This is a genomic window from Halococcoides cellulosivorans, from assembly GCF_003058365.1.
Classification (GTDB): domain Archaea; phylum Halobacteriota; class Halobacteria; order Halobacteriales; family Haloarculaceae; genus Halococcoides; species Halococcoides cellulosivorans.
In genome coordinates this window covers 660,878-681,378 of record NZ_CP028858.1, presented here as the reverse complement: position 1 = coordinate 681,378, position 20,501 = coordinate 660,878, and the positions used below count along the sequence as shown (strand labels likewise).

At 68.5% G+C, this 20,501-nt stretch carries 22 protein-coding genes and 1 tRNA gene; 11 read left to right on the top strand and 12 right to left on the bottom strand.

Annotation, left to right across the window (positions count from 1 at the left end):
• Positions 1–53 precede the first annotated feature (53 nt).
• Entirely contained in the window at positions 54–650 is a 597-nt protein-coding gene (locus tag HARCEL1_RS03240; protein ID WP_159077000.1) for a hypothetical protein, read from the bottom strand.
• Positions 651–834: 184 nt separating this feature from the next.
• Complete coding sequence (locus HARCEL1_RS13615; RefSeq protein ID WP_174182905.1) at positions 835–1,275, bottom strand: hypothetical protein; 441 nt, start codon at positions 1,273–1,275, stop codon at positions 835–837.
• On the opposite strand from HARCEL1_RS13615, the gene HARCEL1_RS03230 reads away from it, so the two are divergent.
• On the top strand, positions 1,268–2,164 hold the full coding sequence (locus HARCEL1_RS03230; protein ID WP_233357392.1) for a type IV secretory system conjugative DNA transfer family protein: 897 nt from the start codon (positions 1,268–1,270) through the stop codon (positions 2,162–2,164). The two genes, HARCEL1_RS13615 and HARCEL1_RS03230, sit on opposite strands and share 8 nt — an antisense overlap.
• Before the next feature lie 21 nt (positions 2,165–2,185).
• Here HARCEL1_RS03230 and HARCEL1_RS03225 read toward each other — a convergent pair whose 3' ends face one another.
• The 4 genes from HARCEL1_RS03225 to HARCEL1_RS03210 all read right to left on the bottom strand — a co-directional run bounded on the left by HARCEL1_RS03225 (position 2,186) and on the right by HARCEL1_RS03210 (position 5,926).
• Positions 2,186–2,677 (bottom strand): DUF7519 family protein, encoded by a 492-nt coding sequence (locus tag HARCEL1_RS03225; protein WP_159076999.1) that lies wholly within the window; start codon positions 2,675–2,677, stop codon positions 2,186–2,188.
• Positions 2,674–4,599, bottom strand: a complete 1,926-nt coding sequence (locus tag HARCEL1_RS03220; RefSeq protein ID WP_108381164.1) for a DUF58 domain-containing protein — start codon at positions 4,597–4,599, stop codon at positions 2,674–2,676. Before HARCEL1_RS03220 ends, HARCEL1_RS03225 begins: the two co-directional genes overlap by 4 nt.
• On the bottom strand, positions 4,596–5,498 hold the full coding sequence (locus HARCEL1_RS03215) for a DUF4129 domain-containing protein (RefSeq protein ID WP_159076998.1): 903 nt from the start codon (positions 5,496–5,498) through the stop codon (positions 4,596–4,598). The genes HARCEL1_RS03220 and HARCEL1_RS03215 overlap by 4 nt, the downstream gene beginning before the upstream one ends.
• A 343-nt stretch (positions 5,499–5,841) precedes the next feature.
• Positions 5,842–5,926, bottom strand: a tRNA-Ser gene (locus HARCEL1_RS03210).
• A gap of 134 nt (positions 5,927–6,060) precedes the next feature.
• Between HARCEL1_RS03210 and HARCEL1_RS03205 the strand changes: the two genes are divergently transcribed.
• Complete coding sequence (locus HARCEL1_RS03205; RefSeq protein WP_108381162.1) at positions 6,061–6,339, top strand: thioredoxin family protein; 279 nt, start codon at positions 6,061–6,063, stop codon at positions 6,337–6,339.
• Positions 6,340–6,362: 23 nt separating this feature from the next.
• Here HARCEL1_RS03205 and HARCEL1_RS03200 read toward each other — a convergent pair whose 3' ends face one another.
• The 3 genes from HARCEL1_RS03200 to HARCEL1_RS03190 all read right to left on the bottom strand — a co-directional run bounded on the left by HARCEL1_RS03200 (position 6,363) and on the right by HARCEL1_RS03190 (position 8,900).
• Positions 6,363–7,184, bottom strand: a complete 822-nt coding sequence (locus HARCEL1_RS03200) for an SDR family oxidoreductase (protein ID WP_108381161.1) — start codon at positions 7,182–7,184, stop codon at positions 6,363–6,365.
• 85 nt (positions 7,185–7,269) lie between these two features.
• Positions 7,270–8,013, bottom strand: coding sequence for an endonuclease V (locus tag HARCEL1_RS03195; protein WP_108381160.1), 744 nt, complete (start codon positions 8,011–8,013; stop codon positions 7,270–7,272).
• Positions 8,013–8,900 (bottom strand): rhomboid family intramembrane serine protease, encoded by an 888-nt coding sequence (locus HARCEL1_RS03190; protein ID WP_108381159.1) that lies wholly within the window; start codon positions 8,898–8,900, stop codon positions 8,013–8,015. The genes HARCEL1_RS03195 and HARCEL1_RS03190 overlap by 1 nt, the downstream gene beginning before the upstream one ends.
• Positions 8,901–9,001: 101 nt before the next feature.
• On the opposite strand from HARCEL1_RS03190, the gene HARCEL1_RS03185 reads away from it, so the two are divergent.
• From HARCEL1_RS03185 to HARCEL1_RS03170, 4 genes are read left to right on the top strand one after another with little or no spacing between them, the layout of a single operon-like run.
• Positions 9,002–9,412 (top strand): DUF5788 family protein, encoded by a 411-nt coding sequence (locus HARCEL1_RS03185; protein ID WP_108381158.1) that lies wholly within the window; start codon positions 9,002–9,004, stop codon positions 9,410–9,412.
• A complete protein-coding gene (locus HARCEL1_RS03180; protein ID WP_108381157.1) occupies positions 9,409–11,136 on the top strand; it encodes a helix-hairpin-helix domain-containing protein in 1,728 nt (575 codons plus the stop codon). The genes HARCEL1_RS03185 and HARCEL1_RS03180 overlap by 4 nt, the downstream gene beginning before the upstream one ends.
• A gap of 9 nt (positions 11,137–11,145) precedes the next feature.
• Positions 11,146–11,652, top strand: coding sequence for a Mut7-C RNAse domain-containing protein (locus HARCEL1_RS03175; protein ID WP_108381156.1), 507 nt, complete (start codon positions 11,146–11,148; stop codon positions 11,650–11,652).
• A gap of 27 nt (positions 11,653–11,679) precedes the next feature.
• Positions 11,680–12,162, top strand: coding sequence for a DUF5797 family protein (locus HARCEL1_RS03170; protein WP_108381155.1), 483 nt, complete (start codon positions 11,680–11,682; stop codon positions 12,160–12,162).
• Positions 12,163–12,187: 25 nt separating this feature from the next.
• Here the strand turns inward: HARCEL1_RS03170 and HARCEL1_RS03165 are convergent, their stop codons facing one another.
• Together HARCEL1_RS03165 and HARCEL1_RS03160 are read right to left on the bottom strand one after the other, a co-directional pair.
• Positions 12,188–13,435, bottom strand: a complete 1,248-nt coding sequence (locus HARCEL1_RS03165) for an inorganic phosphate transporter (protein ID WP_108381154.1) — start codon at positions 13,433–13,435, stop codon at positions 12,188–12,190.
• A gap of 87 nt (positions 13,436–13,522) precedes the next feature.
• Entirely contained in the window at positions 13,523–14,545 is a 1,023-nt protein-coding gene (locus tag HARCEL1_RS03160; RefSeq protein ID WP_108381153.1) for a DUF5787 family protein, read from the bottom strand.
• Between the two features lie 115 nt (positions 14,546–14,660).
• Between HARCEL1_RS03160 and HARCEL1_RS03155 the strand changes: the two genes are divergently transcribed.
• From HARCEL1_RS03155 to HARCEL1_RS03135, 5 genes are all read left to right on the top strand, one after another.
• The gene (locus tag HARCEL1_RS03155) at positions 14,661–14,933 is read left to right on the top strand and encodes a 50S ribosomal protein L37ae (RefSeq protein WP_108381152.1); all 273 of its coding nucleotides are present in this window, start codon (positions 14,661–14,663) and stop codon (positions 14,931–14,933) included.
• A gap of 26 nt (positions 14,934–14,959) precedes the next feature.
• A complete protein-coding gene (locus HARCEL1_RS03150; RefSeq protein WP_108381151.1) occupies positions 14,960–15,094 on the top strand; it encodes a DNA-directed RNA polymerase subunit P in 135 nt (44 codons plus the stop codon).
• Positions 15,095–15,119: 25 nt separating this feature from the next.
• Entirely contained in the window at positions 15,120–15,359 is a 240-nt protein-coding gene (locus tag HARCEL1_RS03145; protein WP_108381150.1) for a KEOPS complex subunit Pcc1, read from the top strand.
• 48 nt (positions 15,360–15,407) lie between these two features.
• Entirely contained in the window at positions 15,408–16,139 is a 732-nt protein-coding gene (locus tag HARCEL1_RS03140) for a YIP1 family protein (protein WP_108381149.1), read from the top strand.
• A gap of 81 nt (positions 16,140–16,220) precedes the next feature.
• On the top strand, positions 16,221–19,250 hold the full coding sequence (locus HARCEL1_RS03135; protein WP_108381148.1) for an FAD-binding and (Fe-S)-binding domain-containing protein: 3,030 nt from the start codon (positions 16,221–16,223) through the stop codon (positions 19,248–19,250).
• Positions 19,251–19,332: 82 nt separating this feature from the next.
• On the opposite strand, the gene HARCEL1_RS03130 is transcribed toward HARCEL1_RS03135, so the two are convergent.
• Entirely contained in the window at positions 19,333–20,454 is a 1,122-nt protein-coding gene (locus HARCEL1_RS03130; RefSeq protein ID WP_108381147.1) for an ORC1-type DNA replication protein, read from the bottom strand.
• Positions 20,455–20,501: the final 47 nt, after the last annotated feature.

Here is a 20,501-nt window from a genome sequence, read left to right as displayed (position 1 = left end):
AAACTCTCCCCGCGACAAAAATTCCTCTGGAGAACTCACAGCCAGCCTCGTCGCTACTGAATCATCTCGATGAAGTCGCGGTAGTACTCGTCGTCAGCCGCGGTGAGGAACTTGCCGATGCCGTCGGCCTCGTCGTAGGGTTCGGGTGGGTCCTCGCCAACGTGGCGATAGACATCGCGAATCTTCGCGCCGAAGTGCTCGATGAGGAAGATCTGGAATCCCTCGGGGAACTCATAGGCTCCGTCGTCGATCTCAAGCGGTGGGAGCGTGGCGGTGAATTTGGTGAAGCGCGGTTCGTCCACCAACTCCTCGAAGCGGGACTCGCGGTGTGTCATCTGGGACTCGCCGGTGGCGAGGTCCTCGTACTGGACGACGGGCGTGGGGACGTATTCGATCTCGTTGTCGTCGGTGACGAGGAAGGGCTGGTAGATGCCCTCGGCGCTGCCCTCCGGCACGTCAGTGTCCTCGTAGGTGGCGGTGACGTACCGGTAGTAGGTGCCGAACTCGGCGGCAAAGCGATCGACGGGCATGGCCTGAATCGCCTCGATCGCACGTTCGAGTTGTTCGGGGACCCACTCGGGATCGAGAATGTCGGCGTCGGGGAACTCGCGCTGGGCGGCGAGTTTCGCGCGGTGGCTGGTTTGGGTCATGACCTTCTGCTCGTCCAGGGTGCGGTCCTCGACGGCGTGGGGGTAGGTATTTTTATCTACGGTATGTTTCTCGATCCCGCCATCCCACCTCACTTGAACGACATGCCTTACTTCCTGTTGGTCAATGACCTCAACACCTATGTCAATGTCTCTCGTTCCAAGTATTTCAGTTTTCATAATTTGATTAGTAATCATTGCTACTGTGGTCATCCGCCCCACCCATCCCGACATACTCACTCAACTTCCCGGTGAGCCCCTCACTCATCTCGAAGTCGGTCCAGTCGGAGCTGACTTCGGACGTGAGGTCGCCGGTCGCCCCTCTGGCAGCGCCGACGAGTGAGTCGCCATCGCCGAGTCGCGAGGCGACGTTTCCGCCCCACTCGCCAGCGACGCCTTTCGCAGCGCCGAAGATAGCCCCGCCGGCGGCCCCGGCGAGTGTGCCGCCGGGACCGAGGATACTCCCCATGGCAGCGCCACCGATGGCGCTTTTGACGCCATCGCTGGCGGCGGCTTCGAGGTAGGAGGTTCCACTGCCGCCACCCTCGGCTAGCCCGTCAATCTTGCTTTCGAGACGGGCGATCCGGTTCGCGTATCTCGAACAGGGGATCACGAAAGACGTGAGCACACATCACCGTCCGAGTCCGACGATCGGGAACGTCCTCGACGTGCTCGACAAGATGGCCAGTGGGCGACCGCCCGCAGAATTTCTGGACGTGCCGGAGACGGTCGCGGCAGAGATCACGACGATCGACACCGAAACGCTCGACCAGACCGAACACGCCGAACGCATCGCTGATTACGCCAGGAGCGTCCTGCTCGGCCTCGAAGACTTCACGGAGGGTGGTCAGCGGTCGAATCTCAACGGCGAGACGACGGTCGGACTCGACGACCGCGTCGTGCAGTTCGACCTCTCGGCGGTGGCGGACGGGTCGAACGAGGGGTTGATCATGCACATCGTGCTGGACTGGCTGTTCCAGCGCGCGAAAAGCTCGACCGAGAACATGGTCGTGATGATCGACGAGGCGCACTACATGCTCGGCCACGACCAGGCCCTGGAGATGCTCAACCTGTTCGCCCGGCACAGCCGTCACTACGGCAGTGGCCTGACACTCATCAGCCAGACCGTCGACGAGTTCATGGGCGATCCGCGGGCCAAGGAGATCTACGACCAGTGTGACATTCGCGTCCTGATGCGCCACCAGGACATCGGTGACGACGCCGTCGAGGCGCTGGGCCTGACCGAACGCGAGCGCGATTTCGTCCTGCAGGCCCAGGCGGGCAACTCCGCCGACCACAGCGAGGGGCTGCTCTACGTCTCCGACGCGGGCAAGATGCGCATGCGCGTGCTCTCGAACGACTTCGAACACCACGTCGTCGACGGCGACTGCAACGTCTGGGCCTTCCTGTACGACACCGACACCGTCGAGTGGAGTCAGATCCCCGACGGCGAGCGCGAGGCCGTCCGTCGGATTCTCGACCTCGACCGGAGCGGAGAGCCGATGGCGGCCAGATGACCGGTGTGGCGTCGGCCTGACCTAGAGGCGAAGCGATCCCACGACGAACAGTCCACCGACCAGTGCGAGCACCAGGGCGACGATCGGCTGGCCCCCCGTCGTCCGGCTGGCGAGGCCCGTGACGACGGCGAGGACGCCCCCTGCGGCGACCGTCGAGGCGGCGGCGTGAACGCCGATCGCAGCCATCGGTCGCCCACCACGTCCGACGTGGGCCGTCACCGAAATCGCCTGCTCGCCCACGTCCCACACCAGCAGACACCCGAGTCCTGCGGTCGCGGTCCCGATCCCACCCAGGCCGTACAGTCCAGCCGCGAGGGTGCCAGCCCCGACGGCGACGGCCCCGCTCGCCAGGAGACGGCGCGATCCCAGCGCGACGCCGGCCGCTGCGAGCGTCGTTCCGAGTGCGCCCGCCAGCAGCGGCGTGCCCGATGGGACCATCGCGACTGTCGCGACCGTTCCGATGGCGGTGACGAGCGCGACGGCGGCGAGTGGCGGGCGCTCGTCGAGACTCATCGCGACCACCGCCGACGGGCCCGTTCGAGCGCGATCCGCAGCGGTTCGTCACCATCCCAGTCGACGGTTCGCAGTCCGGCCCGTCGACAGATCGCGAGCCGCTGGTGACGCTCGATCGCTGCGAGCTGACGGCCCGGCGACCCACCGACGGTCGGGGTCGGGCTGACGACGGTCACAGGATGGCCACTCGCCTCGATCGAGCGAAAGATTTCGACGCTCGCGTCGTCAGCGAGTGGGCTGAACGCGATCACCTGAGCGTCGGCGGGCAGGCGCTCGACGAGCGCCGCGATTCCGGCGTCCAGGAGGAACGGGGCCTCGGGAGCCGTCGGGCCGAACGCCGCGCTGCTCGCCAGCGTGTCGAGCGTCCGGGCTCGATGACTCGATCCGCCGGCGGGCTCGACCCAACACGCCCGGGGCGAGAGTGCCGCCAGGCCGACCCGGTGGTCGGCCCCGAGGACGCTGTCGATCAGCTCCGCCGCCGCGATGACGCTCTGGTCGACCGCCGAAGGGCCCGACGGGTCGGCCGTGACGTACGCCGGTTGGCGCGCGTCGATCAGGACGACCGCCGTCGCGGCCCGTTCGGCGTGCTGTTGGACGGTCGCGAGGTCGCCGTCCCGAGCCAGCCGCCGCCAGTCGATCCGCCGGAGTGGATCGCCCGGCTGGTACTCCCGGACCGAGTGGAATTCGACCCCGGGGCCTGCGTCGTCGGTCAGGAGTCGACCGACCTGCCGACTGGCGTGTGCGCGCAGCGAGACGGGCGTCTCGGGATCTCGATCGAACGCGTAGGTGATCGTTGCCTGTCCCTCGACGGCCGGACGGGTGACACGCTCGCGCGCCCCGCTGGCCGAGCGGGCGACGACGACTGGATCGTCGAACTGAACCTGCCCGCGTGGCCCCTCGACGGTGTAGGTGAGTGTCGTCGTCGCGCCGGGCCGGAGCGCCGTCGATCGCCGGGCGTGTCCGTCGGTGACGGCCAGCGCAGTCCGAACGCCGTCGACGATGCGGAGGTCCGGCAGCCAGGACTCACCGACGTTGGTCACCCGCAGCGTGACGGTCGCGGACTCGCCGGGCGCGGGCCGTTCGGGCTCGATGGTCCGCTCGACGTCGAGGGTGACAGACGGATCGCCCCAGAGCGTGGCGTAGCCCGCGACTCCTGCCATCGCCGCCGCGGCGAGAATCAGTCCCGGACGCGAAAGGATGGCGCCGACCCCGAGCGCGATCAGCGCGAACGCGCCGACGCCACGCCAGCGGTTCGTCGATTTGACGACCGCCGCCGGCAGGTCCTCGTCGTCCACGTCCGGTGGGTCTGCCCCGGCGGACGGCGTGACGCCCGCCAGCCGACCGAGGGCGTCGACCGCACGGGCCACCCGCTCGGCAAACGGGACGGCGATCTCGCCGCTCCGGAGGTCGATCCGGTCGACGAGTCGGTCGGGGATCTCCTCGCCGGTGAACACCGAGGCGGCGAGGTCGTCGTCGGTCCAGGCCCCACGGTCGAGCGCTGCCTCGGGGTCGTCGACCACGTCGGGACGCGTCGCGAGGACGTTCTCGGCAGCGTCACGGAGCCGTTTGCGGACCGCCGAGTGCTGTCGATGCCGCCGGAACGGGTCGCGCGACGTCGTTTCCAAGACGCTGTCGACCGGCTCGCCGGGAACCGTTCCGATCGATCGCGCCTCGACCTCCGGGAGGGCTGCCGCGGATCGGTCCACACGCGTCGTCGATCGCAGCCGATTGGCTCCCCAGACGATCGCGGCGATCCCGACCACCCAAACGAAGATGTACGTCTCCGGGGTGTTCGGCACTGCCTCGGGCCAGCGGACGACGACCACAGCGGCGACGATCGCTCCGACACCGATCGCGGCGGCGATTCCGATCGTCGCCGCGCCCAACCGATCGCCAGCCCGGTCCGATCGCAGGGTGCTCATCGGTCGTCCTCCACAGCGATCGCGGTCAGCGTCTCCCGGGCCCGCCGTTCGCGCTCGTCGGTCACCGGTCGGTCGCCGTACCGGACCTCGTCGAACAACAGCGTCAGATCCTCGACGGCCGACCGATCCATCCCGGCCTCGATGGCGTGGGTCGCGAACTCCTGTGGCGTCGTGGTCTCGGGGTCACCCACGTCGAGGGCGTCGACCATCTCCGCCCAGGCCCGATAGACGGCGTTGTCCAGCGCAGCCCCACTCGCGAGTCGGTCATGCGCCCGACCGGCCGCTTCGCGAACCGCTGCGACGGCAGTGTCGGCGTCACTCTGTCGTGTCCGTTCCGTCTGGGGGTCGTCGGGCGAGTCGTCGCTGCTCAGGACGACGATCACGAGCACCGCGACGACACCGACGCCGCCAACGATCGCCCACAGTTCGACCGGCAGGCTCGTCGTCGTCTCGGTTCCGCTCGGCGGTCCGGGAGCCCCCGGGAGAGAGCCGCGCAGCATCGAGAGGTTGAGCGACTGGTTCGGTGCGGGCCGCTGGCCCACCCACCCGCGAAATGTCGCGGCGGCGACGAGAATGGCACTGATAATGCCGACGGTCACCAGGACTGCGGCGCGCATGGAATTGTCCGGGTCGTCGAGCGTGGCGTACACTAGCACCAGGGTCGCGAGCACCGCGATCGCGAGCACGATCGCAGCGGGCGGGTCACCGAGCGAACGGCCCGTGTTCGAACTTTCGCCCGATTCCGAGGGGAAGCCGATGCGCTCACCGTCGAGCCCACCTACGCCGCTGGTTCCTTCGCTCGTCGCCGGATCGGTCAGCGTCCCCGCGGCCAGGACGAGGCCGACGATGCCGACGACGGTCACCACGAGAACGATCGCCGTCCGGCGGTCGATCTCCATCGACATACGCTTCGGAGAGCCCACATTTCATCGTTCCGATGCCCCTGGACGGCGATCGATTTCTGCCGACCGAATGGCTCTGCCTGCTGGTCTCATCGAACTCCCGGGGACACGCCGAGGGGGAGATTTGAACCACGCGAATCTCGCGGGGCTCGATTCCCTCGTTCGAATCTCGACAAAACGCCGAGGAGGAGATTTGAACCACGCGAATCTCGCGGGGCTCGATTCCCTCGTTCGAATCTCGACGAAACGCCGAGGGGGAGATTTGAACCGGAGGAAGACAGTCCTGCTCACTCCGTTCGCTGCGCGGGCTGTGTCTTCCTGGGCTCAAATCTCGACAAAACGCCGAGGGGGAGATTTGAACTCCCGAGTCCGTGAGGAGACCTGCTCTCGAAGCAGGCGCCTTGGCCAGGCTAGGCTACCTCGGCTTGGTCCGAGATTACCCGACGGCCCGTTTATCCGTTTCGATTCGGGAGACCGGACACGAGTCGAATCGAGCGGTGGCGGGGCCACCGCCGGAGTGGAAACCCTTATTGAGACAGTGGGCGAACCGTGGCGGCACATGACGGTTCGACTCCTGGATTTCTACGCCGACTGGTGTGGGCCGTGTAAGACCCAAGAACCGATCGTCGAGGACCTCGAATCCGAATACGCGGACCTCGCGGTCGAACGGATCGACGTCGACGAAGCACAGGACCGTGCCAACGAGTATCAGGTGCGGTCGCTCCCGACGCTGATCGTCGAGACTGACGAGGAAATCGTCGATCGGTTCATCGGCGTCACGCAGGCCGAGGACCTCGCGTCCGCCATCGAGGACGCCATCGAGAACGCGACGGCCTGACCTGCCGGTTCGGGCCCCGTGGCTCAGGTCCCCGGAATCCGATCGAGGCCGCCGACCGCCAGATCGAACGCCCGATCCTGCCAGCGCGCGGGCAACCACTCGATCAGCCGTGAGAGCGTCGCGAGCGGACCGACCCGAACGCGTGCCGGCGGGTCCGACACCGTCGCGGCGTCGGTGATCGCACTCGCCACGCGGTCGGGTTCGACCCCAAACGTGCTGTCGTATTCGAGCGATCGGCGGTCGTCTTGCATCTGATAGACGCGATTGTACCGCCCGCTTCGTTCAAGGTTCGCTCGCGAGGCGTCGGCGCGGTCGGCGAATTCGGTCTCGACGGGCCCCGGTTGGATCAAGACGACCTCGACGCCGTGTGGGCGCAGTTCCGCACGCATCGCATCGGAGAGCCGCTCGATCGCGGCCTTCGACGCACAGTACGCGCCCATGCCTGGCGCGCCGAATCGTGCGGCGATCGAGGAGACGGTGACGATCCGCCCGTTCGATTCGGCGAGGGCGGGCAGGGCCGCCCGGGCGACGCGATGCGGGCCGTAGACGTTCACGTCGAACTGGTCGTGCAGCGCGTCCGCCGGCACGTCCTCGACGGGCCCGAACTGGCCGACACCGGCGTTGTTGACGACACAGTCGAGGGTGTCGATGTCGTCGACCGTCCGCTCGATCGTGCGTGGCTCCGTCACGTCGAGTCGTGCGGTCTGAGCCCCTCGCTCTGCGAGGTCCGCACAGTCGTCTGGATCGCGCGCCGTCGCAATCACGTCCCAGCCAGCCGCGAGAAAGCGTCGGGCGGTCGCGGCTCCGATCCCCGAGGACGCTCCCGTGATGAGTACGGTCGCCATATCGCGAGGCCGGGCGGGGCCCACCTAATGGTCCCGGTCGGCGGTGGGATCGCTCCGGTCGGGTACGATCGCCCGCGCTCGGTCCTCACTCGGTGGCCCGTCCCGCGGCGTGGTCGGCGAGTCGAATCGGCTCGGGGAGTTTGTACCCGTCACACGCCGCGAGCCCGATCCGGGCGGCCCGCCGGTGGCCGACGCGGTGGCCCGGGCTCACGAAGACGGGGTTGATCGCTCGCGGCGAATCGAACTGCCGGGTCTGGACCGCGTGGCCGACGATCGTCCCCTCGGGGGCGGTCACCTCGTCGTCGGCCTCGATCGGGATCTGGACGCCCGCGGGGCGGCGACCGGCGAGCGATTCCCGCGGGCGGCCACAGAGCAGGGCCTTCGCGACGCCGACCGCGGGCGTCTCGACGGCCACGCCGATGTGTGTCGCCAGGCCCGCCTGGCGGTAGTGGATCCGCCCGCTGCCGTCGATCAGGAGGAGATCGGGCTCGACAGTCAGCGCCTCGATCGCGGCTTCGACTGCAGGCCCCTCCCGAAAGCTCAACAGCCCCGGAATGTACGGAATCGTCGTCTCCCGCTCGGCGGTCGCCCGCTCAATCACGCGCCCGTCGGCCATCGCGACCGCGGCGCTGACGGCGTCGTCACCGTCGAAGGCCTGATCGACGCCGACGACGACCGGCGAGTTCCGACCGCCGTGGACCGCCCGTTCGACCGCTGTCGGCGTGGGAGCACCCGCATCCTCGAAGACTGCCCGTTCAGCGACTCGGTGTTGGATCGCGAGGAGATCCTCGTGGTCGGCGTCGGCGTCGGGCCAGGCGGGCGCGCCCATCAGAACCCGCCGCCGCGGCGTCGCCCGGGCCCACCACCGCCGCCGAGCTGGAGCTCACCCGGGAGCGAGACCCGATCGCGGACGTAGAGTCCATACAGCAGGCCGATCACCAGGCCGACGAGGTGCGCGCCGTCCGCGACGCCGTTCCCCATCCCACTGAGGACGCCCGTGACGCTGATCCCGGCGTAGAAGATCGTGATGACCCACAGCGGGATCGGCACGATGAAGTACAGATAGACGCGCAGACTCGGGTTCAGGATCGTCAGCACACCCATGATCGCGAGCGCCGCGCCGCTCGCGCCGAGTGCCGCACCGGGGTCGCCAGGCTGGACGAAAAAGATCGCCATCTGGCCGAGGCCGGCGAGGATCCCACTGCCGAGAAAGAGGAGTGTGAAGTCTCGCGAGCCGATGTACCGCTCGGTAATCCGGCCGAAAAAGAAGATCACGATGCTGTTGCCGAGAATGTGATTGAACCCGCCGTGAGCGAAAATCGAGGTGACCCAGGTCCAGACGTACAGCGGGTGGGCCTCCGAGATGGTGAAGATCGCCCCCCAGGTCGGACCGCCCATCGGGAACGGCACGAGAAACTCCAGGACGAACGTTATCCACATCAGCGCCAGGAACACGTACGTCATGTTCCCTCGGAAATAGGCCAGTGGACCACCCGGGCCCGCCGAGAGACCGATCCGGTCGAGCAGGCTCTGGTCGGTCTCGGTCACCGAGTCGTCGAACCCGCTGTCGAAGACGCCGCCGGGGTCGCCCCAGTCCTCCAGGCCGGGGCAGTCGTGGGCCTCTGGGAGCCGGTGGCTCGCACAGAACGTCCCTCCGCAGTGGCGACACTGGTAGGGCATGTTCTCCTCGGCTCCACACTCGTCACACAGTGCCATTGGTGGGTCCTGGGCGGTCAGGCACAAAAGGGGTTGTGGATACGCCGCCGTGTGGTCACCGCGAGCGTGGCTTTTTGGTCGTGGCCGCCCCTCGCTCTGCCATGCGCGAGCAGGAGCGCCGGGCGTTGCTCGACCGGATCGACCGCGAGGGCGCGAGCGTCGGCGCGACGGTCCCCGAATCGATCGAGATCGACGGTGAGACGCTCCCGCTGGCCGATCTCGTCCGCCGAGCGGAGCACCTCGACGCCGACCGCCGCACCGACCTCCGGACGCGGGTGCGCCGCGAGCGGACCCGACTCCGCGAGGCGATCGTCGAGGACCGTGTCGACCACGAGACCGCCGAGCGGTACGCCGACCGGATCGCCGGCCTCGACCGGGCGCTGGCCCACCTCGACGTCGAGAGCGACATCGAAGCGGCGGCGACGGCCGCCGAACAGGCCGATCGCAAGCGCTGGCGGTCGTTCGTGAAGCGGGTCCGGGGCGACGAGGACGCCGACGGGAGGGCGCGATGACGACCAACGACGCCGTCGCGGACCGTCTGGAGGAGTTCGCGGACCGCCTGGAGGCTCTGGAGGTCGAGTACAAACCCCGGGCGTACCGCCGGGCCGCCGAGAACGTCCGCACCCACCCCGAATCGGTCGACGCCCTCGCTCGCGAGGGCACAGACGCCGTCGGCGAGATCGACCGCGTCGGCGACGCCATCGCGGCGAAGATCGTCGAGTTCGTCGAGACGGGCGCGATCGACGAACTGGAGGACCTTCGAGACGAGTTGCCCGCCGATATCGTCGCGCTCACCCGCGTCGAGGGCGTCGGCCCGAAGACCGTCGGGCAACTGTACGACGCGCTCGGCATCGAGACGCTCGACGATCTGGACGCCGCGGCAGAGGCCGGCGAGATCCAGACCGTCGACGGGTTCGGCCCGACCAGCGAGGCGAACATCGCCGCAGGCATCGAGACCGCCCGCCGGGCGAGCGAGCGCGAGCGTCTCGACCGCGCCCGCCCCCGGGCCGAAGCGATTCGTGAGTATCTCGCTGTTCACGAGGACAGCGACGAGGTCTCGCTGGCGGGGTCGATCCGGCGGTGGAAACCCACCGTCGGCGACGTCGACGTGCTCGTCGCGAGCGGGTCGGGCGCGGCGATCGTCGAGGCGTTTACCGACTGGCCAGAGGCCGATCGGACGATCGAGGCCGGCGATCAGAAGGCCGCGATCGAGAGCGGTGGCGTCCGGATCGATCTGCGCGTGGTCGCGCCCGGGGAGTTCGGTGCGGCGACCCAGTATTTCACCGGGAGTCGCGATCACAACGTCGACTTGCGCCAGCGCGCGATCGATCGGGACTGGAAGCTCAACGAGTTCGGGCTGTTCGACGTCCCGGGGGTCGAAGACGACGACCAGCGCGCGGGCGAGCGCATCGCCGGGGAGCACGAGGCGGCGATCTACGACGCGCTCGATCTGCCGCCGATCGAACCGGAACTCCGCGAGGGCCGCGGTGAGATCGCCGCCGCTGCGGACGGCGAACTGCCCGATCTGATCGACGCGGGCGATCTGCGGGGTGATCTCCACGTCCACACCGACGCCTCCGACGGCGATGCGACCATCGAGGAGATGGCCCGGGCCGCCGCCGAGCGCGGACTGGACTATCTAGGCATTGCCGACCACGCCGCCGGGCCGGGGATCGTCGGCGGCGTCGGCCTCTCTGACGACGAACTGCGCGCCCACCGCGATCGGATTCGAGAACTCGACGATACCGTCGACATCCGACTGCTCGCGGGCGTCGAGGCGAACATCGCGCCCGACGGGACGATCGGGATCGACGACGACCTGCTGGCGAGTCTCGACGTCGTCGTCGCCTCGCCCCACCACGACCTCTCGGGGCCGGGCACCGATCGGTTGGTCGCCGCTGCCGAGCACCCTCACGTCGACGTGATCGGCCACCCGACCGGCGCCTATCGCCTGGGTCGGGAGGGCCTGGGTCTCGATCTCGACCGTCTGGGCCAGGTCGCCGCCGAGCACGACACCGCCCTGGAGGTCAACGCCAACCCACGCCGTCTCGACCTGGGCGGGCGCGCGGTCCGGACCGTGCTCGAAGCGGGGGCCCAGATCGTCGTCAACACCGACGCCCACCGCCCGAGCGCGCTGGATCTCGTGCGCTACGGCGTCCACACCGCTCGTCGGGGCTGGGCCGAGGCGGACGACGTCCTGAACGCCCAGTCGGTCGAGACTGTCCTGGATGCGTGAGTCGTCGCCATGGACGAGCATCGAGGCGACGACGCCGAAACTCCGAACGACGCCCTCGACGGCCCGTTTCTGGTCGACGTGATGTGTGGCTCGCTCGCGACGATCCTGCGGATGTGTGGGTACGACACCGCGTACGCACTCGATCGCGGGATCGAGGCCGACGACGCGCTCCGCGCGCTGGCCGACGACGAGGGGCGAGCGCTACTCACCCGCGATCGCGATCTCGGCGCGGGCGACGGGGCGGTCACACTCTCCGCGACCGACACCGACGCCCAACTCTCCCAGCTCGCCGCCCGCGGGCTGGACCTGGGGCTGCCCGACGTACCGAGGCGCTGCAGTGCGTGTAACGGCGTGCTCGAACGCGTCGAATCGGGGCCGACGCCCGACGGCGTTCCGGACCTGGACGAACGGCCCGTCTGGCGGTGTCCGGACTGCAGCCAGTTCTTCTGGCGGGGCAGCCACTGGGACGCGGTCGCCGACCGAATCGCCGCGATCACCGCCGACCGGAACGCGTAGGTGGCCGGCTCTCAGAGCTATGCGACGATGAGCGACGACGCGCTCGACCGGATCGAGGACCTGGTCGCCCTCGAACCCACGAAGAACGCCGAACTGGCCGATCGCTGGGAACTCGCGGGCGGGAGCGAGGTGCATGCCACGCTCGAAGGTGACCTCTCGGAGTACTACTATCGTGACGAGGACTCGATGATCCGCGCGACTGCGGCCGCCCGCGAGCGATTGCGCGACGCCGGGCGACTCGCCGAGAGCGACGAACGCGCCGTCGAGGTGAGTGCGTTCGAAGCCGCGGTGATCGAGGCGCTCCCCGGGCCCGACGAGCGCACCCAGAGTGTGGTCGCGACGCTGCAAGCCGTTCGGGAGGCGGGGCGCGATCCGTCCGTCGACGAGGTGCGCTCTGCATTACACCGCCTGGAGAGTCGTGGCCTGGCGCGTCGCGAGCGTCGCCTCGTCCCGACGTTCGGCCTGGCGATCGATCCCGCGACCCTGGAGATCGAGATCCGCGAGGAGTGACCGGTTGCGATGTGCCGGTCGTCCGCTACAGCACCAGCGCGAAGAGCAGATACGACGAGACGACCGCGAGGACGGGCGAGAGAATCCAGAGCGTGACGATCCGCGCGGTCGCCGCGGGATCGAACAGGCTCTCGGCGGAACGCGCTGCCGCGGGTGGCTCACCGATCGGGGTCACGTCCGCGGCGGGGACGCGCAGTTCGTGTGGATCGGGGATCCCATCGTCGGCCAATTCTCCGACCGTCGGACTCGCGGGGGTCTCCGGATCGTCGGTCGGCGGATCGGCGAGCGCGCCGATCGAGGGGCCGGGCCCCGGTTCCGCCGGCGACGCGAGTTCGGTCAGCGTCTGGACGCGACTCGACCGCCCCCAGCCCAGGCCGATGATACAACTGGTCGTGCTCACGGCGAGGCTGGCGGGAATCCCCTGCCAGGAGAGCACGGTGATGATCGTCGCACCCACCGTCGAGACCACGAGCGCCGCGAGGATCGGGAGGTCAGTGATGTCGTTGCCGATCGTCGCGAGCGTTCGGCGCGCGATGGTGAACCCACCGAGGCCGATCGCCCCGACCGCCAGCAGGATGAGGGGTCCCTCGTTGAGCGCGCCGTTGCCGACCAGCGGCGCGACCGCGTTCGCGGCGTTCGACGTGCCCGCGCTGAAGCCCATATAACAGCCGATCGCGACGACCAGCAGCGATCCTAGCAGGTCACGCGGTGGGACGTCCGCCGAGATCCTGGGCCGTGGGATCGTCCCCGAGCGATCGATGCCGACGATCGGGTCGCTCAGCCGCCCGAACGCGAACAGCGCGTCGAGATACGGGTAGAGATACCGGCCGACGACCGCCCCGATGGCCAGCGCGATCAGCGGGGCGACGATCCACGCCGAGAGGATCGTGAACATCTCCGCGGCTTTGAGCGTCCCGGTCGCGAGTCCCAGGCCGACGATCGCGCCGACGGCGGTCATCGACGTCGAGGCGGGGACGCCGTAGAGATTCGAGATCAGCAGTGCCAGCCCGGTAAAGAGGAGGACACCGACGCTCGCCGTCGGCGTGAACGCTGCTTTGTCGACGATTTCGCTGCTCATCGTGGTGATGACGTTCCGTCCGACCGTCCACGCGCCGACGAACGCGAAGGCCGTAAAGAGCGCCGCGGCGGTCGTCTTCCGAACGATCTGACTCCCGACCGACGGGCCGAACGCGACGCCCGTCGAGGAGCCCCCGATGTTGAACCCGACGAAGACGGCGACGGCTAGTCCGACGACGATGAGTGCTTCGACCATCTGATGGCGGACGTTTTCGCGGCGGTCCCAAAAGGTCTGGCTCCGTCGTCGCGGTCGGTACGACGACCGCGTTCGCCGAGGCTGTCCTCACTCCTCCAGGCCGGGTCGCTCGCGGCGGCGCTGGGCGTCGAGCACGCGCCGGACGCCACGCCCCGGCCCGCCGTCGATGGGCCAGTCTCGCGTGCGCCAGGTCGGGGGTTCGGGCGTGAACTCGGGACACGCGCCGCGACACTGACTCGGTGTCGGCGTCCGATCGTAGGCGTCACAGTGCGGGCCGACGCCACGCTCGACAGAGACACACTCGAAGTTTCGACAGTCGGGTCGGAGGCCGTCGAGATACGACCGCCAGCCACGCTCGTACACCCGCTCGGCGATCACCTGGCGGCGACGCGCCGTCCAGTCGGCATCGGCGTACTCGAAGCGGGTCGCGTGGCGGTCGCCACCGCGGTCGAGAATCCGAATGCCCGGGCGGCGATCGGTCAGCGTGCGGGGCTGCCAGACGGTCTCGACCGCGGCGTCCGGCCGTCGTTCGACGACGAGCACGCCAGCTTCGACGGGGAAATCCTCCAGGAGCGCGCGCGGGACGCGCTCGCCCGCCCGCTCGGTCGCGACCCAGACCTCGTCGGCGAGCGCGAGCGCGACGTCGAATTCGAGTTGTGCGGCCAGACGATCCGCGGCGCTCGCATCCAGATCGGGTTTGTTCTCGATCGCGACGATGCGTGCGACCCAGTCGGGGTACCGCCAGCGACGGCGAATCTGGAGGCGATTCCCGCGCTTGCGCACGTCGAGGATCCCCCGGTCGTCCGCGCGATGAATCGTCTCGCGGACGTACCGCCAGGGATAGCCCGGATCGGGGAGTGCGTCCTGGTACCACGCCCACTCGGCGGGCGCGTGCGGGATCACGTCGAGCAGGTCGTCGTCGATCCGGTCGGGGCCGAACAGCGCGCGCCGGCGCAGGCCCTCACGATCGCACTCGACGATCACGGTGTCGAACCGGCGGTGGCGGGTGCCGACCTGGCGACCGACGAGGACCGGCCCGTCGGCGTCCCAGGACCGCTCGGCCCACCGGCAGACCGCGAGTTCGAACTCGAACTCCGAATCGGCGTCCACGCCCGGCGTTGGGGGTCGGGTGCGAAAAGCGCTCGGGCGAGCGCCGCGGTCGGCTATCCCCGGCCGCGCTCGACTCAACAGGTTTTTAGGCCCGCTCGGCCGACCGATGGATACTATGGCGAACGCAAGCTCCGGGAGCGCGGGCCGGTTCGGAGCCCGGTACGGCCGGGTCGCGCGCCGGCGGGTCGACGAGATCGAATCCGAGATGAACGCCGATCACGAGTGCCCCGACTGCGGTGACGAGCGCGTCGGTCGCGCTGGCACCGGGATCTGGGAGTGTGACGCCTGTGGGCACCGCTTTACCGGCGGTGCGTATCGCCCCGAGACCCCTGCCGGGAAGACCGTCGGGCGGTCGATCCGTGCGGCGCTTGGCGAAGACGAGGATTGAACTGTCCGGCCCCGATCAGTCTACTCATGTCCTACAAGTGTTCGCGCTGTAAGCGCGACGTGGAACTCGACTCGTACGGCGGCGTCCGGTGTCCGTACTGCGGGCATCGCATCCTCCTGAAAGAGCGCGCGCCCGACGTGAAAGAAGTCGACGTGGAATAGCGAATCGACCGAACGAGGGAGTGACGTGACCGATTCTGCCGTCGTCCGGGTGGAGTACGACGACGCCGACCGCGCGCGACGCGTCGAGCGTGCGCTCGCCCCCGAAATCGACGCGATCGACGCCGATCGCACGGCGGCGATCCTCGACCGCGACGGTGCGACGCTCGAAATCTCGATCGAGGCGACCGATCCCGTCGCGCTCCGGGCGGGGGCGAACTCCTGGCTCGGCCTGCTGGAGGTCGCGGAACGGGTCGCGGTCGACTGAGACCGTCGTATCGACGGACATTTTTCGCCGCTCGCCCGTCGGTGTCGTATGGATCGCAGCGAGGTCGTCGGGTGGGTTCTCGAACCGTGGCGACTGGTCGGCGCAGACCGCCCCGAGGAACTGCTCTGGGTCGCGGTCGTGCTCGTGGGCGTGCTCTCGATCGTGACCGCGGCCAGTGTAGTCGCGATCGGCGCAGCGATCGCAGGGACCATCGACGGTCCGGTCCCCGTCGACAATCCCGAGCACCCGCCGGAGTGGGTCTGTGACGGCGACAGCGCCTCGGCCGGGGACGTCTGGGACTGTGATGCCCCCGAGACGATCGATCGCGACCCGCAGGTGATCGCGAACGAGGCCGTCGGCGGGTACGTTCCGTTCGCCCTCGCTGGCCCGCCCCTGCTGTGGGGTCTGGGAACGATCGTCGTGTTTGCGGGCGGGCGACTCGCGGGCGGTGACCCCTCCGGCGGTGGCAGTGCTGCACTGGCCGGGTGGGTGTCGCTGGGCGAGTTCGTCCGGCTCGCGGTCGCTCTCGGCGCGCTCTGGTACGTCCTGAGCGGGGTGACGGTCTCACCGGACCACCCCGAGGCGGCGATCGAAACCTATCGGACGGTCCTCGAACCGCTCCGTGGGCCACTGGGACTCGTCTCGCTGGTCGTGCTCGCCTGGCAGTGGGCGGTGCTCACGCGAGGGCTCGCCCGTGACGCCGACATCTCGGGAGGTTGGGCGGCGACGGTCCTCGGGATCCCGATCGGACTGATCGCACTGTTCACGTTCGTCCCCTGAGGCCGTCGGTCTCCACGCCCAGTCGGCGGCCCAGTCCACGAGAACGTGAGATTCATCACGCTACCGGTGTTGTCCAGTCTCATGGGAACGAAGGATCGTGTCGGGCCGTCGGTCCCGGGGGAACCGACGCTCGACACCCGCGCCGAGTACGACTATCAGGGTGGAGCGGTCCACCGACCGGGGCTGGTCGCAGACCTCACGGATCGAATCGAAGGCGACGTCCGGTTCGACGAGTACTCGCGGCAGTTGTACGCCACCGACGCCAGCGCCTACGAGGTCATGCCCGTCGGGGTCGTCTTCCCGCGCACGACCGACGACGTGGCCTCGATCCAGCGGTACTGTGCCGAACGCGAGATTCCCGTGCTCCCGCGTGGCGGCGGCACGAGTCTCGCCGGCCAGACCGTCAACGAGGCCGTCGTCCTGGATTTCACGCGCTACATGGACGACGTGCTCAGCACCGACCCGGAGGGCCAGACCGCCCGCGTCCAGGCCGGGACCTACATCGGCGACATGAACGCCGAGTTCGCTTCCGAGGGCCTGAAGTTCGCGCCCGACCCCGCCTACGGCGACAAGAGCGCCGTCGCGGGCGCGATCGGGAACAACTCCACGGGGTCGCACTCGCTGAAGTACGGCAAGACCGACGCCTACGTCGAATCGTGTGAGGTCGTCCTCGCGGACGGCACCGTCACGGAGTTCGGCGAGGTGGACGTCGACCGGCTCCGCGAGGACGGCGATCCCGATGGCGATCTGGAAGCGCAGATCTACGCCGAGGTCGCCCGGATTATCGACGAGGACAGCGATCTCGTCGAAGAGCGGTTCCCCGACCTGAAACGCAACGTTTCGGGGTACAATCTCGATCGGCTGATCGAAGAGGCGGAGACGGGGACGGTCAACCTCGCACGCTTGCTCGCGGGCAGCGAGGGGACGCTCGCGACGATCACCGAAGCGGAGGTCAGCCTCGAACCCGTCCCGGAGACGAAATCACTCGCGCTGCTGGCCTATCCCGATCTGATCGCCGCGATGGAAGACGTCGCGCCGATCTTGGAGCACGACCCCTCGGCGGTCGAGGTGCTCGACGACACGCTGCTCGATCTCGCGGGCGACACCGAGGAGTTCGGGCCGCTGGTCGACGCGATCGTCCCCGAGGGGACGGGCGCAATGCTGCTCGTCGAGTTCTACGCCGACACCGACGACGAGGGTCGCCAGAAGGTCGCGGACCTGATTGCCGATCGGCTGGACGATGGCACGAGCGAACTGGAGCCGAGTGCGGATCGGACGACGACCGACGCCGCGATCAACGCGTTCGACGCCCAGGAGGCCCACGGCGACGACGAACGCTCGCGGTTCTGGAAGCTCCGCAAGAGCGGGAATCCAATCCTCCTCGGGCGGACGACCGACGCCAAACACGCGAGTTTCATCGAGGACACCGCCGTCCCGCCCGAGAACCTCCCCGAGTACGTCGCCGACTTCCAGGATCTCCTGGAGGACGTCGGCACGTTCGCGGCCTTCTACGCCCACGCCGGCCCGGGCTGTCTGCACATCCGCCCGCTGGTGAACACGAAGACCACCGAGGGGCTCGCCCAGTTCGAGGAAATCGCCGAGCGCGCGACCGATCTCGTCGTCGAGTACGGCGGCAGTGTCTCCGGCGAGCACGGCGACGGCCGCGCCCGGACGCCCTTTAACCGGAAGCTGTACGGTGACGACCTCTGGGACACCTTCCAGGGGTTGAAGACGGCGTTCGACCCCGACTGGCTGCTCAACCCGGGCAACGTCTGTGGCGACCACGACATGACCGAGCACCTCCGGTTCGATCCGGACTACGAGTTCGATCTCGGGCTGGAGCCGACGCTCGAATGGGACAACGAGAACGGCATGCAGGGCATGGTCGAACTCTGTCACGGCTGTGGTGGCTGTCGTGGCCCCCAGGAGACCACGGGCGGCGTGATGTGTCCGACCTTCCGCGCGACCGAAGAGGAGATCACGGCGACGCGGGGCCGGGCGAACATGCTCCGGCAGGCGATGAGCGGCGATCTGCCCGCCGATCCCACCAGCGAGGAGTTCCTCGACGAAGTCCTCGATCTCTGTATCGGCTGTAAGGGCTGTGCGAAAGACTGCCCGAGCGAGGTCGATCTCGCGAAGCTGAAAGCCGAAGTCAAACACGAACACCACGAGCGCGACGGGCCATCGCTGCGCGATCGGGTGTTCGCCAACGTCGATCGCCTGTTCCCGATCGCGAGTCTCACCGCACCCGTCTCGAACTGGGCGCAGGAACTCCCGGGGACGGGCCTGATCGCCGAGAAAGTCCTCGGGGTCGCTCGCGAGCGATCGTTCCCGACCTTCCACCGCGAGACGTTCGTCGACTGGTTCGCGAGCTACGACCAGCCAGTCGGGCCGGACGCCGAGCATCGGGCCCTGGTCTTCCCCGATACGTACACCAACTACAACCACCCCGAGGCCGGAAAGGCCGCCGTGCGTGTGCTCAACGCCGCCGGCGTCCACGTCGAGGTGCCCTCCGACGTGAAAGACTCGGGCCGGGCCGCCCACTCGAAGGGATTTCTCGACAAGGTCGCCGAGCACGCCCGCCACAACGTCGACGTGCTCGCCCCGCGGGTCGCAGAGGGCAACGATGTGGTCGTCGTCGAACCCAGCGAGGCCGTCATGTTCCAGACCGACTACCTCGACGCGCTCTCGGGCGACGACGTCGAACGCGTCGCCGCCAACACCTACGGCGTCCTGGAGTACCTCGACGTCAACGACCTGGATACGGGGATCGCCTTCGACGCGCCCGCGGAGTCGATCACCTACCACGGCCACTGCCACCAGAAATCCACGAGTCGCGCCCACCACGCCGCGAGCGTGATGCGCACCGCGGGCTACGAGGTGGACAACCTCGACAGCACCTGTTGTGGCATGGCCGGGAGTTTCGGCTACGAGGCCGAACACTACTCGCTGAGCCGTGCGATCGGGTCGCTATTGATGGATCAGATTCGCGACTCCCCTGGCGAGGTCACCGTCGCCTCGGGGGCGTCGTGTCGTGGGCAACTCGATAGCTTCCTGGGCAGCGAGCCGCCACATCCGATTCAGAAGGTCCACGAAGCGCTCGCGGAGTGATACTGCCAGGGCCATCTCGAACGGTTGGCCTGGTCACGGGGCCGGCGGGAGAGACAGCCGAGAAACTATCTGTCGATCTGTCCTACAACCGCTCTGCGACGGCGTCGGCGTCGTAGGCCAACTCGATCATCCGGGTGCGCCCGCGGCCCTCGACGCTCGTATACTGCGTGTCGATCAAGCCGACCCGTTCGAGTTTGTTCAACACCTCGGCGTACCGGGTATAGGCGAGCCCGGTTTGGTCGTTGAACGCCTCGAAGACGTCGCCGGCGTGCCCACCGCCCTCGCTGGCGATCACGCCGAGCAGGTCGCGCTCGGTGTCGCTGAGCGCGTTGACGTCCCGGGAGAGCTGAACGTGCTTGGCGGTCTCGTAGGCGGCGTCCACGTCCTCGCTCGCGACCGTGCGCCGGCCCGCCATCTCGGCGTTCAGCCCGGCCCGCCGAAGGAGGTCGATCCCCATCCGGAGGTCGCCGTCGTGGTCGGCGGTGAGTTCCGCGACCCGGTCGAGGACCGTCGGGCCGACGGCGTCTGGCTGGAACCCACGCTCGACGCGCTCGTCGAGGATGTCGACGATTTCGGGCTGGTCGTACGGCGGGAAGAAGACCTCTTCGGGGCGGAACACGCTCTGGACGCGCTCGTCGACGGCGTCCAGCAGTTCGAGGTCGGTATCGGAGGAGATGACGATGACGCCGATGCGCGCGCCCGTCTGGGACTCGTGGGCGCGCAACAGCGAGTACAGCGTCTCCGAGATCTCGTTTTCGTAGGCCAGATAGTTCACGTCGTCGAGCGCGACCGCGAGCACGGCGTCCTCTTCGACGAGGTGGTCGGTGATCTGCTCGAACAACTCCCGAAAGGAGATCCCGCTCGCGGGCGGTTCGTAGTCGAAGACGGCCTCGAACAGGCTGGAGAAGACGGCATACCGCGTCGCGTCGACCTGGCAGTTGACGCGGGCGACCAGGACGTCGGTCTCGGCGCGCAACTCACCGAACAGCTTCTGGACGGCGGTGGTCTTGCCAGTTCCCGGCGGGCCCCGCGCGATGACGTTCAGCGGTCGCGAGCCACGCACGGCGGGCCGGAGTGCGTACTTCAGCGACTCCATCTGGCTGTCGCGGTGGTGGAACGTCTCGGGGACGTAATCGATCTCCAGGACGTGCTCGTCACGAAAGACCGACTCGTCCCAGCCCAGCATGTCCCCGTCCTCGGTCATCGTTGTCCTGTCGGTTCGCACGCGTCTTAATGCTAGCGCGATCGCCG

What these genes read in the sequence shown, in the direction of transcription:
- HARCEL1_RS03155 (WP_108381152.1), top strand. Translation starts at nt 14,661, where the DNA reads ATGGCGAACGCAAGCTCCGGGAGCGCGGGCCGGTTCGGAGCCCGGTAC.
- HARCEL1_RS03170 (WP_108381155.1), top strand. Translation starts at nt 11,680, where the DNA reads ATGAGCGACGACGCGCTCGACCGGATCGAGGACCTGGTCGCCCTCGAA.
- HARCEL1_RS03140 (WP_108381149.1), top strand. Translation starts at nt 15,408, where the DNA reads ATGGATCGCAGCGAGGTCGTCGGGTGGGTTCTCGAACCGTGGCGACTG.
- HARCEL1_RS03195 (WP_108381160.1), bottom strand. Translation starts at nt 8,013, where the DNA reads ATGGGCGCGCCCGCCTGGCCCGACGCCGACGCCGACCACGAGGATCTC.
- HARCEL1_RS03240 (WP_159077000.1), bottom strand. Translation starts at nt 650, where the DNA reads ATGACCCAAACCAGCCACCGCGCGAAACTCGCCGCCCAGCGCGAGTTC.
- HARCEL1_RS03185 (WP_108381158.1), top strand. Translation starts at nt 9,002, where the DNA reads ATGCGCGAGCAGGAGCGCCGGGCGTTGCTCGACCGGATCGACCGCGAG.
- HARCEL1_RS03200 (WP_108381161.1), bottom strand. Translation starts at nt 7,184, where the DNA reads ATGGCGACCGTACTCATCACGGGAGCGTCCTCGGGGATCGGAGCCGCG.
- HARCEL1_RS03205 (WP_108381162.1), top strand. Translation starts at nt 6,061, where the DNA reads ATGACGGTTCGACTCCTGGATTTCTACGCCGACTGGTGTGGGCCGTGT.
- HARCEL1_RS03150 (WP_108381151.1), top strand. Translation starts at nt 14,960, where the DNA reads ATGTCCTACAAGTGTTCGCGCTGTAAGCGCGACGTGGAACTCGACTCG.
- HARCEL1_RS03165 (WP_108381154.1), bottom strand. Translation starts at nt 13,435, where the DNA reads ATGGTCGAAGCACTCATCGTCGTCGGACTAGCCGTCGCCGTCTTCGTC.
- HARCEL1_RS03190 (WP_108381159.1), bottom strand. Translation starts at nt 8,900, where the DNA reads ATGGCACTGTGTGACGAGTGTGGAGCCGAGGAGAACATGCCCTACCAG.
- HARCEL1_RS03135 (WP_108381148.1), top strand. Translation starts at nt 16,221, where the DNA reads ATGGGAACGAAGGATCGTGTCGGGCCGTCGGTCCCGGGGGAACCGACG.
- HARCEL1_RS03130 (WP_108381147.1), bottom strand. Translation starts at nt 20,454, where the DNA reads ATGACCGAGGACGGGGACATGCTGGGCTGGGACGAGTCGGTCTTTCGT.
- HARCEL1_RS03175 (WP_108381156.1), top strand. Translation starts at nt 11,146, where the DNA reads ATGGACGAGCATCGAGGCGACGACGCCGAAACTCCGAACGACGCCCTC.
- HARCEL1_RS03220 (WP_108381164.1), bottom strand. Translation starts at nt 4,599, where the DNA reads ATGAGCACCCTGCGATCGGACCGGGCTGGCGATCGGTTGGGCGCGGCG.
- HARCEL1_RS03180 (WP_108381157.1), top strand. Translation starts at nt 9,409, where the DNA reads ATGACGACCAACGACGCCGTCGCGGACCGTCTGGAGGAGTTCGCGGAC.
- HARCEL1_RS03215 (WP_159076998.1), bottom strand. Translation starts at nt 5,498, where the DNA reads ATGGAGATCGACCGCCGGACGGCGATCGTTCTCGTGGTGACCGTCGTC.
- HARCEL1_RS03225 (WP_159076999.1), bottom strand. Translation starts at nt 2,677, where the DNA reads ATGAGTCTCGACGAGCGCCCGCCACTCGCCGCCGTCGCGCTCGTCACC.